This window comes from Pacificibacter sp. (assembly GCF_039769035.1).
Classification (GTDB): domain Bacteria; phylum Pseudomonadota; class Alphaproteobacteria; order Rhodobacterales; family Rhodobacteraceae; genus Celeribacter.
In genome coordinates, this window is record NZ_JBDMZG010000023.1 from 1 (window position 1) to 16,446 (window position 16,446).

17 protein-coding genes are annotated in these 16,446 nt (G+C 54.3%); 9 read left to right on the plus strand and 8 right to left on the minus strand.

Going from position 1 to position 16,446, the window contains the following annotated elements; all coding sequences use genetic code 11:
• Window positions 1-231 precede the first annotated feature (231 nt).
• The 4 genes from ABF287_RS02210 (at window position 232) to ABF287_RS02225 (ending at window position 3,661) form a co-directional block, all read left to right on the plus strand.
• Window positions 232-717: a TRAP transporter small permease gene (locus tag ABF287_RS02210; RefSeq protein ID WP_347183395.1), complete on the plus strand. Its 486-nt coding sequence runs from the start codon at window positions 232-234 to the stop codon at window positions 715-717.
• 32 nt (window positions 718-749) lie between these two features.
• Window positions 750-2,051 (plus strand): TRAP transporter large permease subunit, encoded by a 1,302-nt coding sequence (locus ABF287_RS02215; RefSeq protein WP_347183396.1) that lies wholly within the window; start codon window positions 750-752, stop codon window positions 2,049-2,051.
• Between the two features lie 118 nt (window positions 2,052-2,169).
• The gene (locus ABF287_RS02220; protein ID WP_347183397.1) at window positions 2,170-2,745 is read left to right on the plus strand and encodes a TetR/AcrR family transcriptional regulator; all 576 of its coding nucleotides are present in this window, start codon (window positions 2,170-2,172) and stop codon (window positions 2,743-2,745) included.
• A 160-nt stretch (window positions 2,746-2,905) separates the two neighbouring features.
• A complete protein-coding gene (locus ABF287_RS02225; protein ID WP_347183398.1) occupies window positions 2,906-3,661 on the plus strand; it encodes an SDR family oxidoreductase in 756 nt (251 codons plus the stop codon).
• Between the two features lie 105 nt (window positions 3,662-3,766).
• On the opposite strand, the gene ABF287_RS02230 is transcribed toward ABF287_RS02225, so the two are convergent.
• On the minus strand, window positions 3,767-4,669 hold the full coding sequence (locus ABF287_RS02230; protein ID WP_347183399.1) for a LysR substrate-binding domain-containing protein: 903 nt from the start codon (window positions 4,667-4,669) through the stop codon (window positions 3,767-3,769).
• Window positions 4,670-4,780: 111 nt separating this feature from the next.
• On the opposite strand from ABF287_RS02230, the gene ABF287_RS02235 reads away from it, so the two are divergent.
• The 5 genes from ABF287_RS02235 (at window position 4,781) to ABF287_RS02255 (ending at window position 9,923) form a co-directional block, all read left to right on the plus strand.
• Window positions 4,781-5,407 carry a glutathione S-transferase gene (locus tag ABF287_RS02235; protein WP_347183400.1) on the plus strand — a complete coding sequence of 209 codons (627 nt, stop codon included), beginning with the start codon at window positions 4,781-4,783 and terminating at the stop codon, window positions 5,405-5,407.
• A gap of 9 nt (window positions 5,408-5,416) precedes the next feature.
• A complete protein-coding gene (locus tag ABF287_RS02240; RefSeq protein WP_347183401.1) occupies window positions 5,417-5,893 on the plus strand; it encodes a nuclear transport factor 2 family protein in 477 nt (158 codons plus the stop codon).
• A 69-nt stretch (window positions 5,894-5,962) separates the two neighbouring features.
• Window positions 5,963-7,906 (plus strand): pyridoxamine 5'-phosphate oxidase family protein, encoded by a 1,944-nt coding sequence (locus ABF287_RS02245; RefSeq protein ID WP_347183402.1) that lies wholly within the window; start codon window positions 5,963-5,965, stop codon window positions 7,904-7,906.
• 207 nt (window positions 7,907-8,113) lie between these two features.
• Window positions 8,114-8,782: a cupin domain-containing protein gene (locus ABF287_RS02250; RefSeq protein WP_347183403.1), complete on the plus strand. Its 669-nt coding sequence runs from the start codon at window positions 8,114-8,116 to the stop codon at window positions 8,780-8,782.
• Between the two features lie 67 nt (window positions 8,783-8,849).
• The gene (locus ABF287_RS02255; RefSeq protein ID WP_347183404.1) at window positions 8,850-9,923 is read left to right on the plus strand and encodes an NAD(P)/FAD-dependent oxidoreductase; all 1,074 of its coding nucleotides are present in this window, start codon (window positions 8,850-8,852) and stop codon (window positions 9,921-9,923) included.
• Between the two features lie 520 nt (window positions 9,924-10,443).
• Here ABF287_RS02255 and ABF287_RS02260 read toward each other — a convergent pair.
• Genes ABF287_RS02260 through ABF287_RS02290 form a run of 7 tightly spaced genes read right to left on the minus strand, consistent with a single transcriptional unit; the run spans window position 10,444 to window position 16,417 of the window.
• Window positions 10,444-11,280, minus strand: a complete 837-nt coding sequence (locus ABF287_RS02260) for a Pnap_2097 family protein (protein WP_347183405.1) — start codon at window positions 11,278-11,280, stop codon at window positions 10,444-10,446.
• The gene (locus ABF287_RS02265; RefSeq protein ID WP_347183406.1) at window positions 11,277-12,533 is read right to left on the minus strand and encodes an MSMEG_0569 family flavin-dependent oxidoreductase; all 1,257 of its coding nucleotides are present in this window, start codon (window positions 12,531-12,533) and stop codon (window positions 11,277-11,279) included. The genes ABF287_RS02260 and ABF287_RS02265 overlap by 4 nt, the downstream gene beginning before the upstream one ends.
• An 11-nt stretch (window positions 12,534-12,544) precedes the next feature.
• The gene (locus ABF287_RS02270; RefSeq protein WP_347183407.1) at window positions 12,545-12,823 is read right to left on the minus strand and encodes an MSMEG_0570 family nitrogen starvation response protein; all 279 of its coding nucleotides are present in this window, start codon (window positions 12,821-12,823) and stop codon (window positions 12,545-12,547) included.
• Window positions 12,816-13,799, minus strand: a complete 984-nt coding sequence (locus ABF287_RS02275; RefSeq protein WP_347183408.1) for a sll0787 family AIR synthase-like protein — start codon at window positions 13,797-13,799, stop codon at window positions 12,816-12,818. The genes ABF287_RS02270 and ABF287_RS02275 overlap by 8 nt, the downstream gene beginning before the upstream one ends.
• Window positions 13,796-14,347, minus strand: coding sequence for an MSMEG_0567/Sll0786 family nitrogen starvation N-acetyltransferase (locus tag ABF287_RS02280; protein WP_347183409.1), 552 nt, complete (start codon window positions 14,345-14,347; stop codon window positions 13,796-13,798). The genes ABF287_RS02275 and ABF287_RS02280 overlap by 4 nt, the downstream gene beginning before the upstream one ends.
• A complete protein-coding gene (locus ABF287_RS02285) occupies window positions 14,344-15,444 on the minus strand; it encodes an MSMEG_0568 family radical SAM protein (protein WP_347183410.1) in 1,101 nt (366 codons plus the stop codon). The genes ABF287_RS02280 and ABF287_RS02285 overlap by 4 nt, the downstream gene beginning before the upstream one ends.
• Window positions 15,431-16,417: a Nit6803 family nitrilase gene (locus tag ABF287_RS02290; protein ID WP_347183411.1), complete on the minus strand. Its 987-nt coding sequence runs from the start codon at window positions 16,415-16,417 to the stop codon at window positions 15,431-15,433. Before ABF287_RS02290 ends, ABF287_RS02285 begins: the two co-directional genes overlap by 14 nt.
• Between the last annotated feature and the right edge of the window lie 29 nt (window positions 16,418-16,446).

A 16,446-nucleotide genomic window follows, 5' to 3' on the forward strand; every position in this document is an offset into this window, starting at 1 on the left:
GATGCTGCGAAGAAAGCCATTCTGGCGGAAAACGGCATGACGTTGGGTGAGGTCTCAGACGATCTTCACAATGCTCTCGTCGAGCGCGCAACACCAATGCGTGAAGCGGCACTGGAAAGCCTTGGTGATAAAGCCAAAGCAATCCTAGATGGCTACGCCGCAGCTCAATAAAACGTATTTGCGATCCTGACCATATAGGTTGGGATCGTCATTCAACAAAGGTGATAGATAATGATTAACGCAATGGATCGGTTCACTCGGTGCTTATCTTTGCTTTCGGGGGTCGCGCTTGGCGCGGTTGCTGTCTTCATTGTCCTTGAAATTGTTCTACGCAATCTCTTTGGTATCAGCCTGCATTTCCTGTGGGAACTTGGCGTTTTTGTTCACATGTCTGCGGTATTCTTAGGGCTTGCGTGGACGTTGCGTACTGGCGGGCATATTCGCGTGACTTTGCTCAAATCGGTGTTGCCACGTGGTGCAGAATGGCTGGGGCTAGGTTTAGGATTTGTGATGTCACTCTACGTGAGTTCCGCGCTGGTTCAGCTCTGCTGGTCCTACTTCAAGTCTGGACGCACCAGCGGGTCGATCACGGATACCCCACTGGTCTACCCGTCGGCCATAATCGCATTCGGCGCGTGTTTGTTGTCGCTGCAAATTCTGATGCGCGCTGTGTGTTTGTTACGCAATCAGCCCGAAGAACTTGATCCCTCCACTTAAATTTATCCACCCCCTATTGGACTCTTTTCGCTATGCCAGCATCTGTAATTCTACCTCTTATCTTACTTGTACTCATTCTGGGGTCTGGCGCTTGGGTGGGCTTGGGGTTGGTCGGCATTGGCGTCGTTAGTCTTGAGATTTTCCGCTCGATGCCGGTTGAGAAACTGTTGGCTCAGGCGATGTGGAACGGCCTCAGTTCGCCGGAATTGTTGGCTCTGCCATTGTTTATCATGATGGCAGAGCTACTCTATCGGTCTCGCTTCATTGACGGGCTCTTTGAGGCGCTCGAACCATGGTTGCGTTATCTGCCTGGCGGCCTGCTACATATCAATATTGTCGGGTGTACATTGTTCGCGCTGATCTCTGGTTCGTCTGCTGCGACCACGAGCTCGGTTGGGCGAATCACGATCAATGAGCTTCGCGATCGTGGATACGATGAACAGTTGACCTATGGTACCCTTGCGGGCGCAGGGACGCTTGGCTTCCTCATTCCTCCGAGCATCGTAATGATTATCTACGGTGTTCTGTCCCAAACATCGGTCCTTAAACTGTTCGCGGCAGGCTTAGTGCCGGGCTTGTTGCTTGCTCTGTGTTTCATGGGCTTTGTCATGATCATGGCAGTCTTGAAGCCTGAAAAGTTTGGGACGGCCGAAGCGACTGATGAAAATATTTGGCGTACCCGTTTTACGCGCCTTCCGAAACTCTTGCCGTTCATGGCGTTAATGACGGCTATTCTCGGATCCATGTATTCAGGCATCGCGAGCCCAACAGAGGCGGCTGCCGTTGCCGTCGTCGCAACCGTTGGGATCATGGCAATTGAAGGGTCGCTCTCCATTACGGCGCTTTCCGCCGCGGCGATAGGAACCTCGCGGACCGTATCTATGTTGGGCTTAATTATCGCTGCTGCGTCCTTCCTTTCGGTAGCAATGGGCTTCCTTGGAATGCCGCAAGCGATTGAACGCTATATCGAAAGTCTGGATCTCGCACCGTTGATGCTCATTCTGTTGCTGATTGTGATCTATGTCGTTCTCGGGAGTTTTCTTGAAGGCATGTCGATCATTGTCATCACCATTCCAATCGCACTGCCCTTGGTGCTCAATGCGGGTTACGACCAAGTTTGGTTCGGCGTTTTCTTGATCTTGATGGTTGAGCTGGCGCAGATTTCACCACCGGTTGGGATGAACTTGTTTGTCTTGCAAGGCCTGGCGCGCAAGCCGCTAAATCAAATCGTGCGTGCTGCTCTGCCGTTCTTCTTGATTATGCTAAGCTTTGTTATTCTTCTTGCACTCGTGCCAAGTCTTGTCACATGGCTACCGAACCTTTTGCTTGGATGACAGCGCACGAAATCAAGAGGCATATCGGGTTTCTCTGTCGTTGGAACGTTCCGTGCGGTTTGACAAAATGTCGTTCTGCTGCCAAATACTATCTACCAGTTGATAGTAGGTAAGACTTATGACCGAGCGACAACCCAATAGTAAGGCAACCGCCATCTTAAATACTGCGCGCGATCTTATGATGGAAAGCGGGTACAATGGCTTCAGTTTTCGTGACATCGCGGAAATTGTAGGGATCAAAAGCGCGAGCATTCACTACCATTTTGCAACAAAGCCCGACTTGGCCGAGGCAGTGGCAAAAGAGTATCGTCAGAATTTTCGCGAACTGACAGCCCAGATAGAAGCCACATCTGCATCCGACCTCATGCGTGAATATGGCGGGCTCTTCGTGAGCACCCTGCAAAATCAGCGTGGTTTATGCCTGTGTGGCGTGTTGGCGGCGGATGTGTCATCTCTTCCTGAACGCGTGCGCTCAGAAGTCGCGTTGTTCTTCGCAGATCAGTACGACTGGGTCACGAATGTTCTGCGCAATGGCCAAGCAACAGGTGAAATCCGCAACGATTTGGACGCTGGCATGTTTGCCAAATTGTTTGTCTCAAGCCTTGAGGGGGCAATGTTGGTCGCCCGAGGTATAGAGAAACCACAAGACCTCGAAGCGTCGCTGGACGCGTTGATCCAACTGTCAAAAGCGTAGCTCTTTCTTCTCAATTCTGATTCTGCGGATCTTTCGAGGTAAGTACGTCGAGAGCATTTGATCACGAACCTGTGATCTATCTAGTAGTAGATAGCATTTGCAATCCTCGAGCGGCAAGCCTAGAAGCTACCTAGTAGTAGATAAACAAACGGAGACGAACATGACAAATTCAATCAGCATCATCATTGGTGGCTCTTCTGGTATGGGCCTTGCAACGGCGCAGCAGCTCGCGTCCCAAGGGAAAACCGTTGTACTGGTAGGGCGTGACACTGCCAAACTGGATGCGGCGCGCGCCCAGATCTCAGGTCAGGTTGAAACACTTCAAGGCGACGTTGCGGATACAGCTGGCGTAGAAGCACTGATCGCGAAGATCGACGCCGAAGATCGCCACATCGCAGAACTGGTGAACGCAGCTGGTTCATTCCTTCCAAAAGCGTTCCTCGATCATGAAGTCGCTGATTTTGACACCTACCACAACGTAAACCGCGGCTTGTTCTTTGTTACACAGGCCGTGGCGCGCAACATGAAGGCGCATGGCGGTGGATCCATCGTAAACGTCGGTTCCATGTGGGCCAAGCAAGCGATCAAAGCCACGCCATCCTCTGCGTACTCCATGGCCAAGGCCGGTCTCCACGCGATGACCCAGCATCTCGCAATGGAATTGGCGGATCACAATATTCGCGTGAACGCAGTGTCGCCTGCTGTTGTCGTTACACCGATCTTTGCCTCATTCATCCCTGCGGATGACGTCGAGAAAACTCTGGTTGACGGTTTTGGCGCATTCCACCCGATTGGTCGCGTTGGCCGCCCAGAAGACATCGCGCAAAACATCTGCTTCTTGCTGTCTGACGCTGCGGGTTGGACGACTGGTGTGGTCAACGATGTGGATGGCGGTGTAATGGCTGGCCGCAACTGATTAATAGGCACTTACCGTGCAAGAACGGGGAAGGGGCTGGAAACGGCCCCTTTTCGATGTGAACGACTTTGCGCAAACATTGATCCCCAAGGCGGGGGACGATGATTATAGTGTTTCGTCACCACAAAGCGACACGTCGCTTGCGAGATGATCAATAAGCGCCCGAACGCGTGTTGTGAGCCGACGGTTTTGGGGGAACAAAGCTGCGACAGCATAGGGTGCTATGCGGTGCTCGGCGAAAACTTCGACCAACTCTCCGGACTTCAAGGCATCAGAAACCGTATAGGCAGGGCAGCGCGCGATCCCAACCCCCGCTGCGGCCAACCGCGCAGTGGCAGCAGGTGCATTTGCACGAAGCCGTCCTCTCACATGGACTGCCTTGTCTTTACCATTGATGTGAAAACGCCAAACCGTCGGCTCTGTCATGTTACCGTCCAAAATGCACTCATGCTCAGTGAGCGCGTCAGGGTGGGCGGGGTGTCCCACCCGCATGAGGTAGGCGGGAGATGCGCAGACAACCAGAGGCATAGGGCCAAGGCGACGAACTTTGAGAGCGCTGTCGCGCAGTGCTCCTACCCGAATTGCAAGATCGAGACCTTCTTCGACCAAAGACACCCGACTATCAGAAAGCCTTAGGTCAACCTCGATCTCTGGATGCTGGGCCGCGAACTTGGCCAATGAAGGCGCAAGTCGCATTGAACCGAACCCTGTTGGGGCCGTGATATGAATGGCCCCGCGCAACGCAGTTTGTTGGTTTGTTACGGCTTCTTCCAGCTCGTCAAACCCATCCAAAAGCGGCTCGCACATTGCAAGATAGGTGACGCCTGCGTCGGTCATGGACACATTGCGCGTCGTGCGGTTCAACAGTTGAACGTCAAGGGACTCTTCCAGATCGGCAACATATTTACTGACCAGCCGGGCTGATCTGCCCATGCGGTGGGCGGCTACTGTGAATGATGCGTTCTTTGCAACCAAAGCAAAGGCCCGCATGCGATCAATTTTGTCCATGATGATTGCGCCCTCTCTGGGCTTAAAGTTCGCCTAATTCTGTCAATTATAACGAGTGACTGCAAGTGGTATCCGTATCCCAAGATATTTTACCCAAGCAGGAGCCGTCACATGTCTAGCGCCGTTCGTATTCATCATTTTCCAAAATCCGGTCATGCGCATCGCGCTTTGGTCTTTGCCAAGCTGGCGGGGATCGCCCATGAGGCGGTATTTGTTGACCTTGCCGCTGGCGCTCATAAGTCTGCCGATTTTCTGGCGATGAACCCAAACGGACAGGTGCCTGTGTTGGAAGATGGGGACACAGTTGTTTCAGATTCAAACGCCATTTTGGTGTATCTGGCGCGAAAATACGCCCCTGGATGGATGCCAGACGATGCAGCGAGCATGGCAAACATTCAGCGGTGGTTGACGCTCGCAGCGGGTGAGGTTGCCTTTGGAACCTGCGCTGCGCGGCTGATTACGGTGTTTGGAGCGCCGCTGGATGCGGATTTTGCAAAAGCCACTGCAAACAAGGCGCTTCAGAAATTGGAACAAGGTTTGGAAGGACGCGACTGGCTTGTCGGTGACAAACCCAGCATCGCGGATGTTGCGACCTACTCCTATACAGCCCATGCGCCCGAGGGGAACGTATCGCTTGCGCTTTATCCGAATGTACAAGCTTGGCTTGCGCGTTTTGAGGCTTTGCCAGGATTTGAGCCAATGCCAGCAACCGCCGTCGGCCTCGTAGCAGAAAGATAGGGTATTGAAATGAAATTTGAAAATCCACGTCATCCCGTGCCCCCGTTCACACGGGAAACCGCCATTGAAAAAGTTCGCCTTGCCGAAGATGGCTGGAATGGTCGCAATCCAGCCAAGGTTGCAGGTGCCTATACCCCCGATAGCAAATGGCGCAATCGCGCCGAGTTTCCGCAAGGTCGTGTCCAGATCGAAGAGTTCCTGACCAGAAAATGGGCAAAAGAACTCGACTATCGCCTGATCAAGGAACTTTGGGCCTATGACAGCAATCGTATCGCGGTGCGATATGCCTATGAATACCACGATGACAGCGGCAATTGGTTTCGCGCCTATGGCAACGAAAACTGGGAGTTTGACGAAAACGGGTACATGGAGCGCCGCTTTGCGAGCATCAACGAACACCCGATCCAAGAGACCGACAGAAAGTTTCGTTGGGCGCTCGGACGCCGGCCTGATGATCACCCAAGTCTGAGCGATCTCGGTCTCTAGTTCAATCAGGCGCAATGTCGGAGCAGCTCTTGCGAGGCAACCTTGTCACAAGAGTAGAAGGATCAAGCAATGTCGCAGTCACATAAATCACACCGAGGTGAGCTGGTATTGCAAGAACGACGCAATACACCAAAAGAGCTTATTGACGCCATTCCGGGCTATATCCGCCGTGATATGCCAGTGCAGCACGCGGATTTCTTTGCGGATTTACCTTACCTGCCTCTGGCCACGCTTGATCGGGACGGGCGCCCTTGGGTCAGCCTTTTGGTGACCGCGTCAAGCACTGACCCAAACGTCGGCATCAACGTACGCGGTGGGAATGTTACAGACATCATTGCCGAGACAACGCCAAATGATCCCTTCGCGCGCGCGCTTGGACACAGGCCCGCGTCGGCGGGTGAAAAACGGTTTTTTGCAGGTGTCGGGGTCGATTTCAACAACCGGCGGCGCAATAAAATAGCCGGTACGATCGAAGCGGCCAACGTTGATGAAAAAGGGAAGGTGGAGCTCCGGCTCCGGTCCGACCAGCACCTTGGAAATTGCCCGAAATACATAACCGTGCGCGCGCTAGAGTATATGAAACGCGCGGGTGAATTGGTTCACGATAGTTTTGACACTGCCACGTCCATCCTGCCCGCCGACGCCAAAGCCGTTGTCGGCCGCGCAAGTACGGTGTTTCTGGCGACGAAACACGTGGCTGGAGACACGACTTTGGGCGCGCAGACTGACATGGGGGTGAACCATCGCGGCGGTGCTCCCGGTTTCACGCGCGTCTACGAAGAAAATGATGGCGATCAAATCACGACCTATCTGGTGTTGCCTGACCATTCCGGAAATCGATTTTACCAGTCCCTGGGCAATATTGAGACCGACCCCCAAGTTGGTCTTATGTTCCCAGATTTCACAACGGGCGATGTTCTGTATATCACGGGTGAGGCCAAGAACTTAACCGGCCAAGACGTCGAGGCGCTCATGCCGCGGGTTGAGCTATTGACGCGTATCAAGGTGACTGGTGCGGTCTTTGTAAAACATGGTCTCAATCTGAGGCTAACCTCCGAGGAACAGCTCTCGCCGTATAATCCGCCGGTAAAATACCTGCGGCATGAATTGGATCAGATGGGGCAGACCGCGGTTGACGTTGGCACAACGGCCACGCTTATCTCAACCAAAACGCTATCTGACAGTATCACGACCTTCAACTTTCAACTCTCGTCGCCGACGGATCTGCCATTGCCCGGAGGGTTTGGGATTTTCGATTTCTCACGCATTCTGGATCTTGGGTACAACCATATGTACGAGGCCAATCCGCAACTGGTGAACGAAGACTATGTACGCACTTGGACGCTTTCGAGTGCGAGTGATTTTGATGCACAGTACAGTCTGTTCCGCGCCTCGGATCAAGTGAGCGTGACGGTCAAACGCAAAAAGAGTGGCTTGATCTCCAATCTGTTGCATGACAATGCCGATACATTGATCGCGCAAAACCTGCCGGTTACGTTCAAAGGCACGGGGGCGGGGTTCTCATGTTTTTCGCACTCTGATGAGTCCGCGAAACCACATCTTCCTGCGCAGATGCTTTGGATCGCTGGCGGTGCTGGTATCACGCCCTTCATGGCGATGTGGGACGGTATCCTTAAGATGGCAAAGGCGCACCCAAGCAAGGTGAAAACCGATATCGTTCTTATGTTTGCGGGACGTGATGATGACGTAAATGTCTTGGCGGAATTTGCCGCACAACAAAGCGAACTTGCCCCGAATGTGACACTTCGTATCCATGCATTTCAAAGCAGGCAGAACGCGTCGTCAGTCCCACAATTGACCCAGAAGAACACACCAGCCGTGCCCGTCAAGCAGCGTCGTATGGAGTTCGGTGACATCCAATCGGTGTCAGACCTCATGGCCCGCGAGATCTTCTTGTGCGGACCCGATGCTTTGATGAACTGGAGTGAAACAAGCCTTACGGACCTTGGGATTGCACAGACGCGAATACACCGCGAATCCTTTGTTTTTTGATTGTGGGCATTCGTTTGCCTTGCGTCGGTCCGTAAGGAAGCCCCACGTCCCCTAGGTGTATCTTAAGTCCGCAACAGGCGACACGATAACACGGTGTCACCCGTTGCGGTTGGCACCGTATTTTCCCTATTGACTGCGCACCCTACCTATTGGTAGGTAAGGCTGAGCGGTTGATCTAGCCGGACAAGATAAAAAGGACTTGAGATAATGGAGCTGAACGCTGACTTTGCAGTACGAACACTTGTCCAGTCGGAGCAAATCGATTGGGTTTCGTCTCCTGTGCCAGGAGTGGAGCGCCGCATGCTTGACCGTATCGGGGGCGAGGTTGCGCGCGCGACAACCATCGTGCGCTTTGCCGCCGACAGCAAGTTTTCGGAACATACCCATACCGGTGGCGAAGAATACATAGTGCTGGATGGCGTCTTCCAAGATCAATATGGTGATTTTCCCGCAGGCACTTATGTGCGCAATCCGCCAACCACATCTCACGCCCCAAGTTCAGACCTTGGATGCACGGTCTTTGTGAAGCTGTGGCAGTTTGACATGGACGACCGCAGCCAGTTTCGCAAGAACATGGCAGAAGAACTTGGTGCGCCAATAGATGGTGTGGCAACGGCGCAGCTTCATCGCGACGATCGCGAAGTGGTCACCTATCATCATCTCGATGCTGGGGCATCCATGACCAATGGCGATGCTGGTGGGATCGAGATGTTGGTGATCAGCGGTTCAGTCACGGAAAACGGTGCCGAACTTGGCAAAGGCGCTTGGTTGCGTTTGCCTGATGGCGAAAACCTGACCGTGGTCGCAGGCCAAGATGGTGCGAAACTCTGGATTAAAACTGGGCATTTGATCCACGCAAAACCACCGGCCGTGTGATCCCGATGCCAGGAATGAGTGCAAAACCCGCCTCTTCGCGCGCGCGATACCCGAAGGGGTATTACCTATGACGACGCTGATTGTCGGTGGTGGCCTGTCCGGCCTTGCCCTCGCGGATGCCCTGCACGCAAAGGGTAGAGATTTCGTTTTGGTCGAAGCGCGCGCGCGCCTTGGCGGTCGTATAAAAACCGATACCTATGCGGGTGGAGCGTTTGACCTTGGACCGGCTTGGTTTTGGCCCGGGCAGCCACGTATCGCGTGCCTGATTGAACGCTTGAAACTTGCGAAATTCGACCAATTCGCAGACGGCGATTTGATGTATGAAAATGAACGGGGGCACGTACAGCGCGGCCGTGGGTTTTCCTCTATGCAAGGCTCTTGGAGGCTTGCAGGCGGTCTGGGTGCGTCGATCGACGCTCTGGCGGATGGCCTACCACAGGATCGTATCCGCATGGGCACCGAAGTGACCGAACTAAAAAAGACAGAAGCCGGCATCGTGGCCACCTTTCGCACGGGTGAATTTGCGGTGTTCGACCGTGTGGTTTTGTGTTTGCCGCCACGTGTGGCGACCAATATTAAATTCTTGCCCGGCTTGCCCAGTGTCGCCACGAGGGCATTGGAAAAAACCCCCACATGGATGGCCGGTCAAGCGAAGGCGGTTGCCATTTATGATACACCATTTTGGCGCAACGCCGGCTTATCTGGAGATGCACAAAGCCGGTTTGGCCCCATGGTTGAAATACATGATGCCTCACCCGAACATGGCGGGCCATACGCATTGTTCGGGTTTATTGGAGTGCCGCCAAAAGTACGCACAGACGTACAGATGTTGCGCCAGAACATTCAGGTACAACTCGGGCGACTGTTTGGGCCATTCGGGGCAAAGCCGAGACATCTGTTTGTAAAAGACTGGGCCTTTGACCCGTTTACGGCAACCGAGGCGGATTTGGCCCCTTTACATGCCCATCCGTCTTATGGAATGCCGCGCTCGCTTGTCGGGCTTTGGGATGACCAGCTGCTGTTTTGTGGCACCGAAATGGCTCCCCAATTTGGCGGATATATCGAAGGGGCTTTGGAATCGGCCGAAAACGCATTGCGAACGTTGGACATTAAGATGGGTGGTCAAAATTCCGACTGTTGACACAAAATCGCTTTGACAAATTCCGCCGAGCATGCCGCACGAACAATGGGTTTCGATGATTTTGGCTATGCCGATTTTGCTGCGGATGTCGGCATCCGCAAAGCAAGTATTCGCCACCGTTTCCCGTCCAATGCCAGGTAACCGGTGGCTTTGATGCCATTTGCGCGTTAATATAGGTCAGAACACTGCGACAGGTAGCCAAAAATTGTTGGGACTGATTGGTCGGTATCGAGACAGCAAACAGCTTGCCTTCGTACATCGTTTTCTGCCAGTCATCATAGCCTTCCTGCCGAGGTGCTGACTTAGCAGCCAATTCCGCGCGATGATCATGACGTGGCTGAACGATATTGGCAATTACGGGACAATCTTAGAGGTTATCGAGCCTCCCTAGAGGCGGTAGCGACACTTTCGATGCTAGAAGGGGGGGGCGGATCGCCGCACGCGGCGAAGAAAACCCGTGTTTGTTGGAAGGTGTCGCTAAATCTCTAGGTATACACATTTCGTATAGGGGACTGGGGGCCTAGGCTGGCTTTGATCGGATTGGAAACCGCTGAAGCGCACTATGGGCCAGTTTTTTCGTGGGTTTTGCGTGGCCTGCTGAGTGCCACAGTTCCAAACCAACGGGTTTGCCAGACGATGTCCGCGCCCCGATCACATCTTCACCACGTTCAATGTTGCCAAAATAGTGCACACGCCGGCACCGCACGGGGGCCCATTCTTTGGAGTTTTCGAGGCAGCGTTCAACTTGATCGAAAAAACGCGTAAAGCTTGGGAAATAGAGCAGCCCCACAGCGTTGAAATCAGTCCCCACACAGGGGTGTATCAGGACGTTCTTCTCCCATGTTTTGTCTTGGGCGCGGCAGGCACGGGCCGTTTGGCTTGTTTGCGCGGCAAATGCATCCGGCGCAGGATCAAGCACCGGAACCAAGTAGGGCATTGTGCGACAGATGCTCGAATTAAGGCCATCTTTCTCGTGGCACACAAATGTGGAAATCAACCGAAAGCGCGCAACAATGACATTGCCGACCATAAGGACATGGTTGGATTGAAGGCGGCTTCTGCCGGCCGCCCACAGTATGGAATTCACTTCTAAGACATCTCCCAAACCGATGTGATCAGGATTGAGTTGGGCAAACTCGGTCGCACAAAAGGCCGCATAGACTTGCCGCCCAGAGGCATCTTTGAACACAGTTGTGGTTTGACCGAGGGAAGCGGCAATCAATTGCCAATGCACATCGCCAAGATGGCGCAGCCACCATTCTTCCGCCAGTCCACGCAACCCTAGCTGCGCCATGCCTAGAGTATGGGTTGCACGGTGGCTGATGTGTTTTTGCGCGCTTGTGGGCTGTGCAATCATGATGCTTCGCGCATCTTGCTTTTTTGTCGTGCTGAAATCACGTCAACCAAGTATCTGGAGTCTTCATTAATCCCCAAAAATCGGCCGGATCCCCATGTGTTCAACCATCCTAGACCGATGAAATAGAACCCGTCTTCTTCACACACGCCGCGCCTGTAAACAGGACGCCCCAGATCGTCGAAGACATCGACGTCGATCCACCCATAGTTCGGGCGAAACCCGATCGCCCAAAGGATTGAAGTGATGCCGAGGGCCTCGCAATCAATGTGAGTGATCTCTTGTTCTGGACGCCAAACCTTTTCAAATTCCGGCTCTACAGGGGCATCGATATTGTTCCTCTCAATGTAGCCGTCAATGGCCGTACAAATGCCAAGATAGCTTTCATCCGCGTCATCCAGGTTCTTTTCCAAGTCTGGCAGAAATTGAATACTTTTGTCGTCCATGCCGCTGACCGAGCCATACAAAGACACTCCATCGCGGGCAAATTTGCGCAGATCAATTTCGTGTCCGCCGTCACGTCCAGTCATATAGTGATTGGTCTTCGATACCGCGTGTTCAGGGTTTGGGTGTTTATCGATTGTGATGTCGTAGTGGCCCAAATCATACATCCAATCGGTCGCGTCTCGTCCTCGGTACATCCGAGGCGAGCGTGGTGCAGGGCCCACAGCGAGATGAACGTCGCGGCCAGCGAGGTGCAAATCCTCCATCAGCTGAACCCCCGATTGCCCCGTGCCAACCACAAGGGTTGCGCCCTCGGGCATTTGGCTTGGGCGGCGGTAGTCTACCGAATGCATTTGCATGATCGAGGGATCGAGGTCGGCCGCATAGGGCGGGACAATCGGGTTGTCATAACCACCGGTGGCAATCACGACTTGGTCGGTCGAATAGTTACCCATGGACGTGTCAACAAGGTATCCGCCTTCGGGCCGTTTTGTGATCCGTGTCACTTCGCAATCTTCAACAATTGGCGGATTGAACGTCTGTGCAAAGGCATCCAGATAATTCGCAATCTCGTCCTTTACCATAAACCCACCAGGGTCATTTCCTGCATAAGGGAAATCAGGTAAACGGCATTGCCAATTGGGCGTGACCAGACAAAAAGTATCCCACCGATTGACCCGCCACGAATGGAATTTCTTCCGACGTTCCAAGATAACATGGTCGATGTTTTCCTGTGTTAGATAGTAACTTACCGACAGGCCGGCCTGACCACCGCCGACAACGACGATAGATTTATATTCGCGATGGTTCATGGATGTATTCCTTAGGTGATCGACAGGCATGTAACGTTGTCGGCTGCAGAAAAAGCGCGCGCGGCGTTTTCGATTTTTTCCAATTGTGCGTCCGCACTCGTGCAGCGATACCCAAACTTGGCCTCTACGCGTGTGCTGGCTTCTTCTAATGCCAAGCGGCTCTGAGATAGAAAGTCACTCAGTGTATATGTGGTCCCCGCAGCTAGGAAATCTCGAATAACGGTCGATGGTGAGTAGCAGTCTTCGGTCTGACCATCAGGCCATTGAATGGTAAAACGTGCTTCAGGCATGGTGGGGTCCTCTTGCTGTTAAATTCAAATAAGGGGTGCGTTCATGATCCCAGAATACGGCGGTTTCTTCGCGTCCTGAGAGCTGCACAGCGCTGCCATCGTTGATGTCTCCGCAGGCTGCGGCGGAAACCCCTCGGGCGACAAATGCTTGGCAAATAGCCTCGACATTCTCTGGTCTTGCGCTGAGCAAAAAGCCGAAACTTGGGAAGCTGCGAAGCCAGCGATCTAGTGCAACCTCCGCTGGGCGCGGCACTGCATCGACTTGAATGTCGATGCCAACACCGGAGGCTTCAGCCAGCATCAGTGCAGTGCCAACGATGCCGCCTTGGCTTATGTCTTTGCCTGAATGTACAAGGTTACTGTTTGCCAGTTTAGGCAAAATATCCATAGTAGTCCGAAGCGTTTGAGGAGCTGCGGTCAGGGCTGCGTTCCAGTTGTCGAAGGGCTCTCGGTAGCTGCCTCGTAAATCTACCGCGCAGATCAGAACGTCACCGGGCTGGGCGGTAAAGCTTGAAATGACATTTGTCGCATGCCCAAGAATGGACACCGAAAGCTGTAATTCATCCGTATGGAGATTGGTGTGTCCGCCCACAATTGGCACGCCATATGCCAGAGATGCGGCTTTCATTCCCGCAAGGACAGGCTGCGCTTTATCGGCGCTTGGGGCCCAAATCGCGTTGGTGACCGCCTTTGGGTGACCGCCCATAGATAGAATATCCGAAATGTTCACCATCACGCCGCACCACCCTGCAAACCACGGATCGGCCTGTACGAAAGCGTTGATGAACCCTTCGCAGGCGAATAAATCGTAACCGTCTTGGGTCGGCAAAACGGCGCAATCATCGCCTGGTTGGCCCGCGCTGTCAGAGGTCAAACCAAGTGTTGCGGTGCTTTGGGCGATGTCGAGCTTGCTGCGGATGGACGGATGGTCACGCAGCGTACGCGCGATCTGGCGAAGGGACTGCTGAGTTCTCATGCGCTGCGCTTTCGGTGCGGGGAAAGGGATTTCCAGCCGACGAATGGGTCCGTGATCGCAGGGTAGGCGTTAAGGTCGGCCTCCATCTCCATGTGGGGGACGCCGTGGACGTTCACCTCTTGCAAGGGGGTCCAGTGGAGGCGTTTAAAGAGGCGCACGTTTTGCATCTGAACCTGCGCAAGAAACCTGTCGCAGCCACGCCCATGTGCGGTGCAAACCGCCAACCGAATGAGTTCGGCGCCAAGGCGCCCCATGCGTCGATGGCTTTCAGTCACCGCCAAACGCGAACCGCGCCACAACCGCGGTGCCTCTTCGTGAATGCGCACGGTGCCGACCACTTGATCCGCCTCAGACGCAAGCGTGCTTATGGCCGCGAGCGGCATGGCAATCGCGTCAATCGCGTCGCGGTCATGGTCTTTGAAAATGCCTTGTTCATCGACAAAGACTTGACGGCGCAGGGCCTCAACGCCGTTAAGTTCCCAAGGTTTGGCCGCCGCGCGGATAATAAAATCGGGTGAGAGAAAAATGCGGGGGTTCTGAAAACTCATGACGCCCTCAATTTTTCGTAGACAGAAAGGGCCGAGCACGCGCCACATTTGGCACAGCCTGCTTTTACGCTTTCCGCGCTCATGCCTGCCCGTAAAATCATGCCCGACAAAGGCTTAAGGATACGTGCCATGAAATCTGCATCGGGCGCGGGGTGGCTTTCCATTGGGGTGCCCGAAACAGGAACGAATGGCACCACAAAGGGGTAAACCCCGATATTGCAAAGCTCTTGCGAGGTCTCAAGGATCGCTTCGGGCGTATCCCCGAGGCCGGCCAAAATATAGGTCGAGACTTGGCCGCGACCGAACACTTGGACCGCGGATTTGAAGCTGTCAAAGTACTTCTCTAAGCTGACTTGCGCCTTGCCGGGCATCACGCGTGCGCGCACTTCTGGGGTCACGGCTTCAAGGTGCATGCCAAGCGCATCGATGCCCGCTTCAAACATGCGCTCGTGCCAGATGTTGTCTTCGGGTGGTTCGCATTGGCCTTGGATTGGCAAATCAACCGCGGCCTTGATCGCAAGGGCGCTGTCGACCATCACCGATGCGCCGCGATCTTTTCCGGCGGGGGTGCCTGTGGTCATAACCATGTGTTTCACGCCATCCAATTCCACAGCGGCCTTGGCAACTTCGGCGAGCTGTTGGGGCGTTTTATGGGCAATCGTGCGACCCGCGGCGAGGGACTGGCCGATAGAGCAGAACTGGCAGGTTTTCTTGCGGCTTTCATACCGAATGCAGGTTTGCAAAACCGTCGTGGCCAGAACGTCCTTTGAGTGCAGCGTCGCGATTTTGCTGTATTCCACCCCATCTGCGGTTTTCAGGTCATAGAATTTGGGGCGGTTCGGGAACCGAATTTTGGCCAACGGCTGGCCTTGTTTGCTGACTTGCGCGAACCCGTCTTCGTCGGGCGCTTGCACCCAATAGGGGCTGTCAAAGGCCGGAGCGGTGTGGACAGGGACCATGACCGTGGTGTCGCCAATCGTGACGGCCTTGTGATCCGTTGGACCCGCCCCGCCACGACGGCTTTCCATGCCCGCGGTCGGGTCAACCAGCCGCATTCCATGGGTCTGCAATTCATTGATCAATTCAGCTTCTGACATCTTCTGCCTCCACGTCTGGGGTGGTCATTAGGTCTTGGGGATTTTCAATGCGATGCGCGGGCTGGGCGCTTCGTGCATCGTGCACAAGGTGCAACAGCTCGGGGCGGGCATAGTGGCCCACGCTGTCCATCATGCGTTTGCGTTTGGTGACTAACCGCATGTCGAGATCGGCGATCAAAATGCCTTCGCCTTCGGTCAGCGGGGGAACAACGTGGCGCCCTTCTGGGGAAATGATGCAGGTCATGCATCCGCCCTGAAGCCCCTTTTGAAGTTTGGGATCATCCGATATGCTGTCGATCTGTTCTTGTGTCAGCCACCCTGTTGCGTTCACGACAAAGGCGCCCGACTCCAAGGCATGGTGGCGCATTGTCACTTCGATCTGTTCGGCGAAAATCGGCCCCACCAGGCTTCCTGGGAAATGACCGACGTGGATCTCTTCGTGCTGTGCCATCAAGGCGTAGCGCGCGAGCGGGTTGTAGTGTTCCCAACAGGCCAAGGCCCCAATGCGGCCAACCTTGGTGTCCACGACCTTAAGGCCGGCACCGTCGCCTTGGCCCCAGATCATCCGTTCATGATAGGTGGGGGTGATTTTGCGGCGCTTTAAGGCGAGTGTCCCGTCTGCGTCAAAAATCAGCTGGGTGTTGAACAATGAACCGTTGTCGCGTTCGTTGACGCCCAAGACAACGACGACACCGCGTTTGCGCGCGGCAGCCGCCACGGCCTGTGTCGCGGGCGAGGGGACAACCACGGCCTCTTCATAGAGGCGCAGGTGTTCGGGGCCCTGTTGGACAGGGGGCAATACAAACGAAAAATAGGGGTAGTAGGGCACAAAAGTTTCAGGGAACACGATCAATTCGGCCCCTTTATCAGCGGCCTCTGCGATCGCTTTCAAGACGCGCTCAATGGTGCTTTCACGGCTTGCCAGATCGGGGGCAATCTGAACGGCGGCAACTCTGACGGTGTGGTCTAACATAGGCCATCCTTTGTGGGTGATCGGCGGGG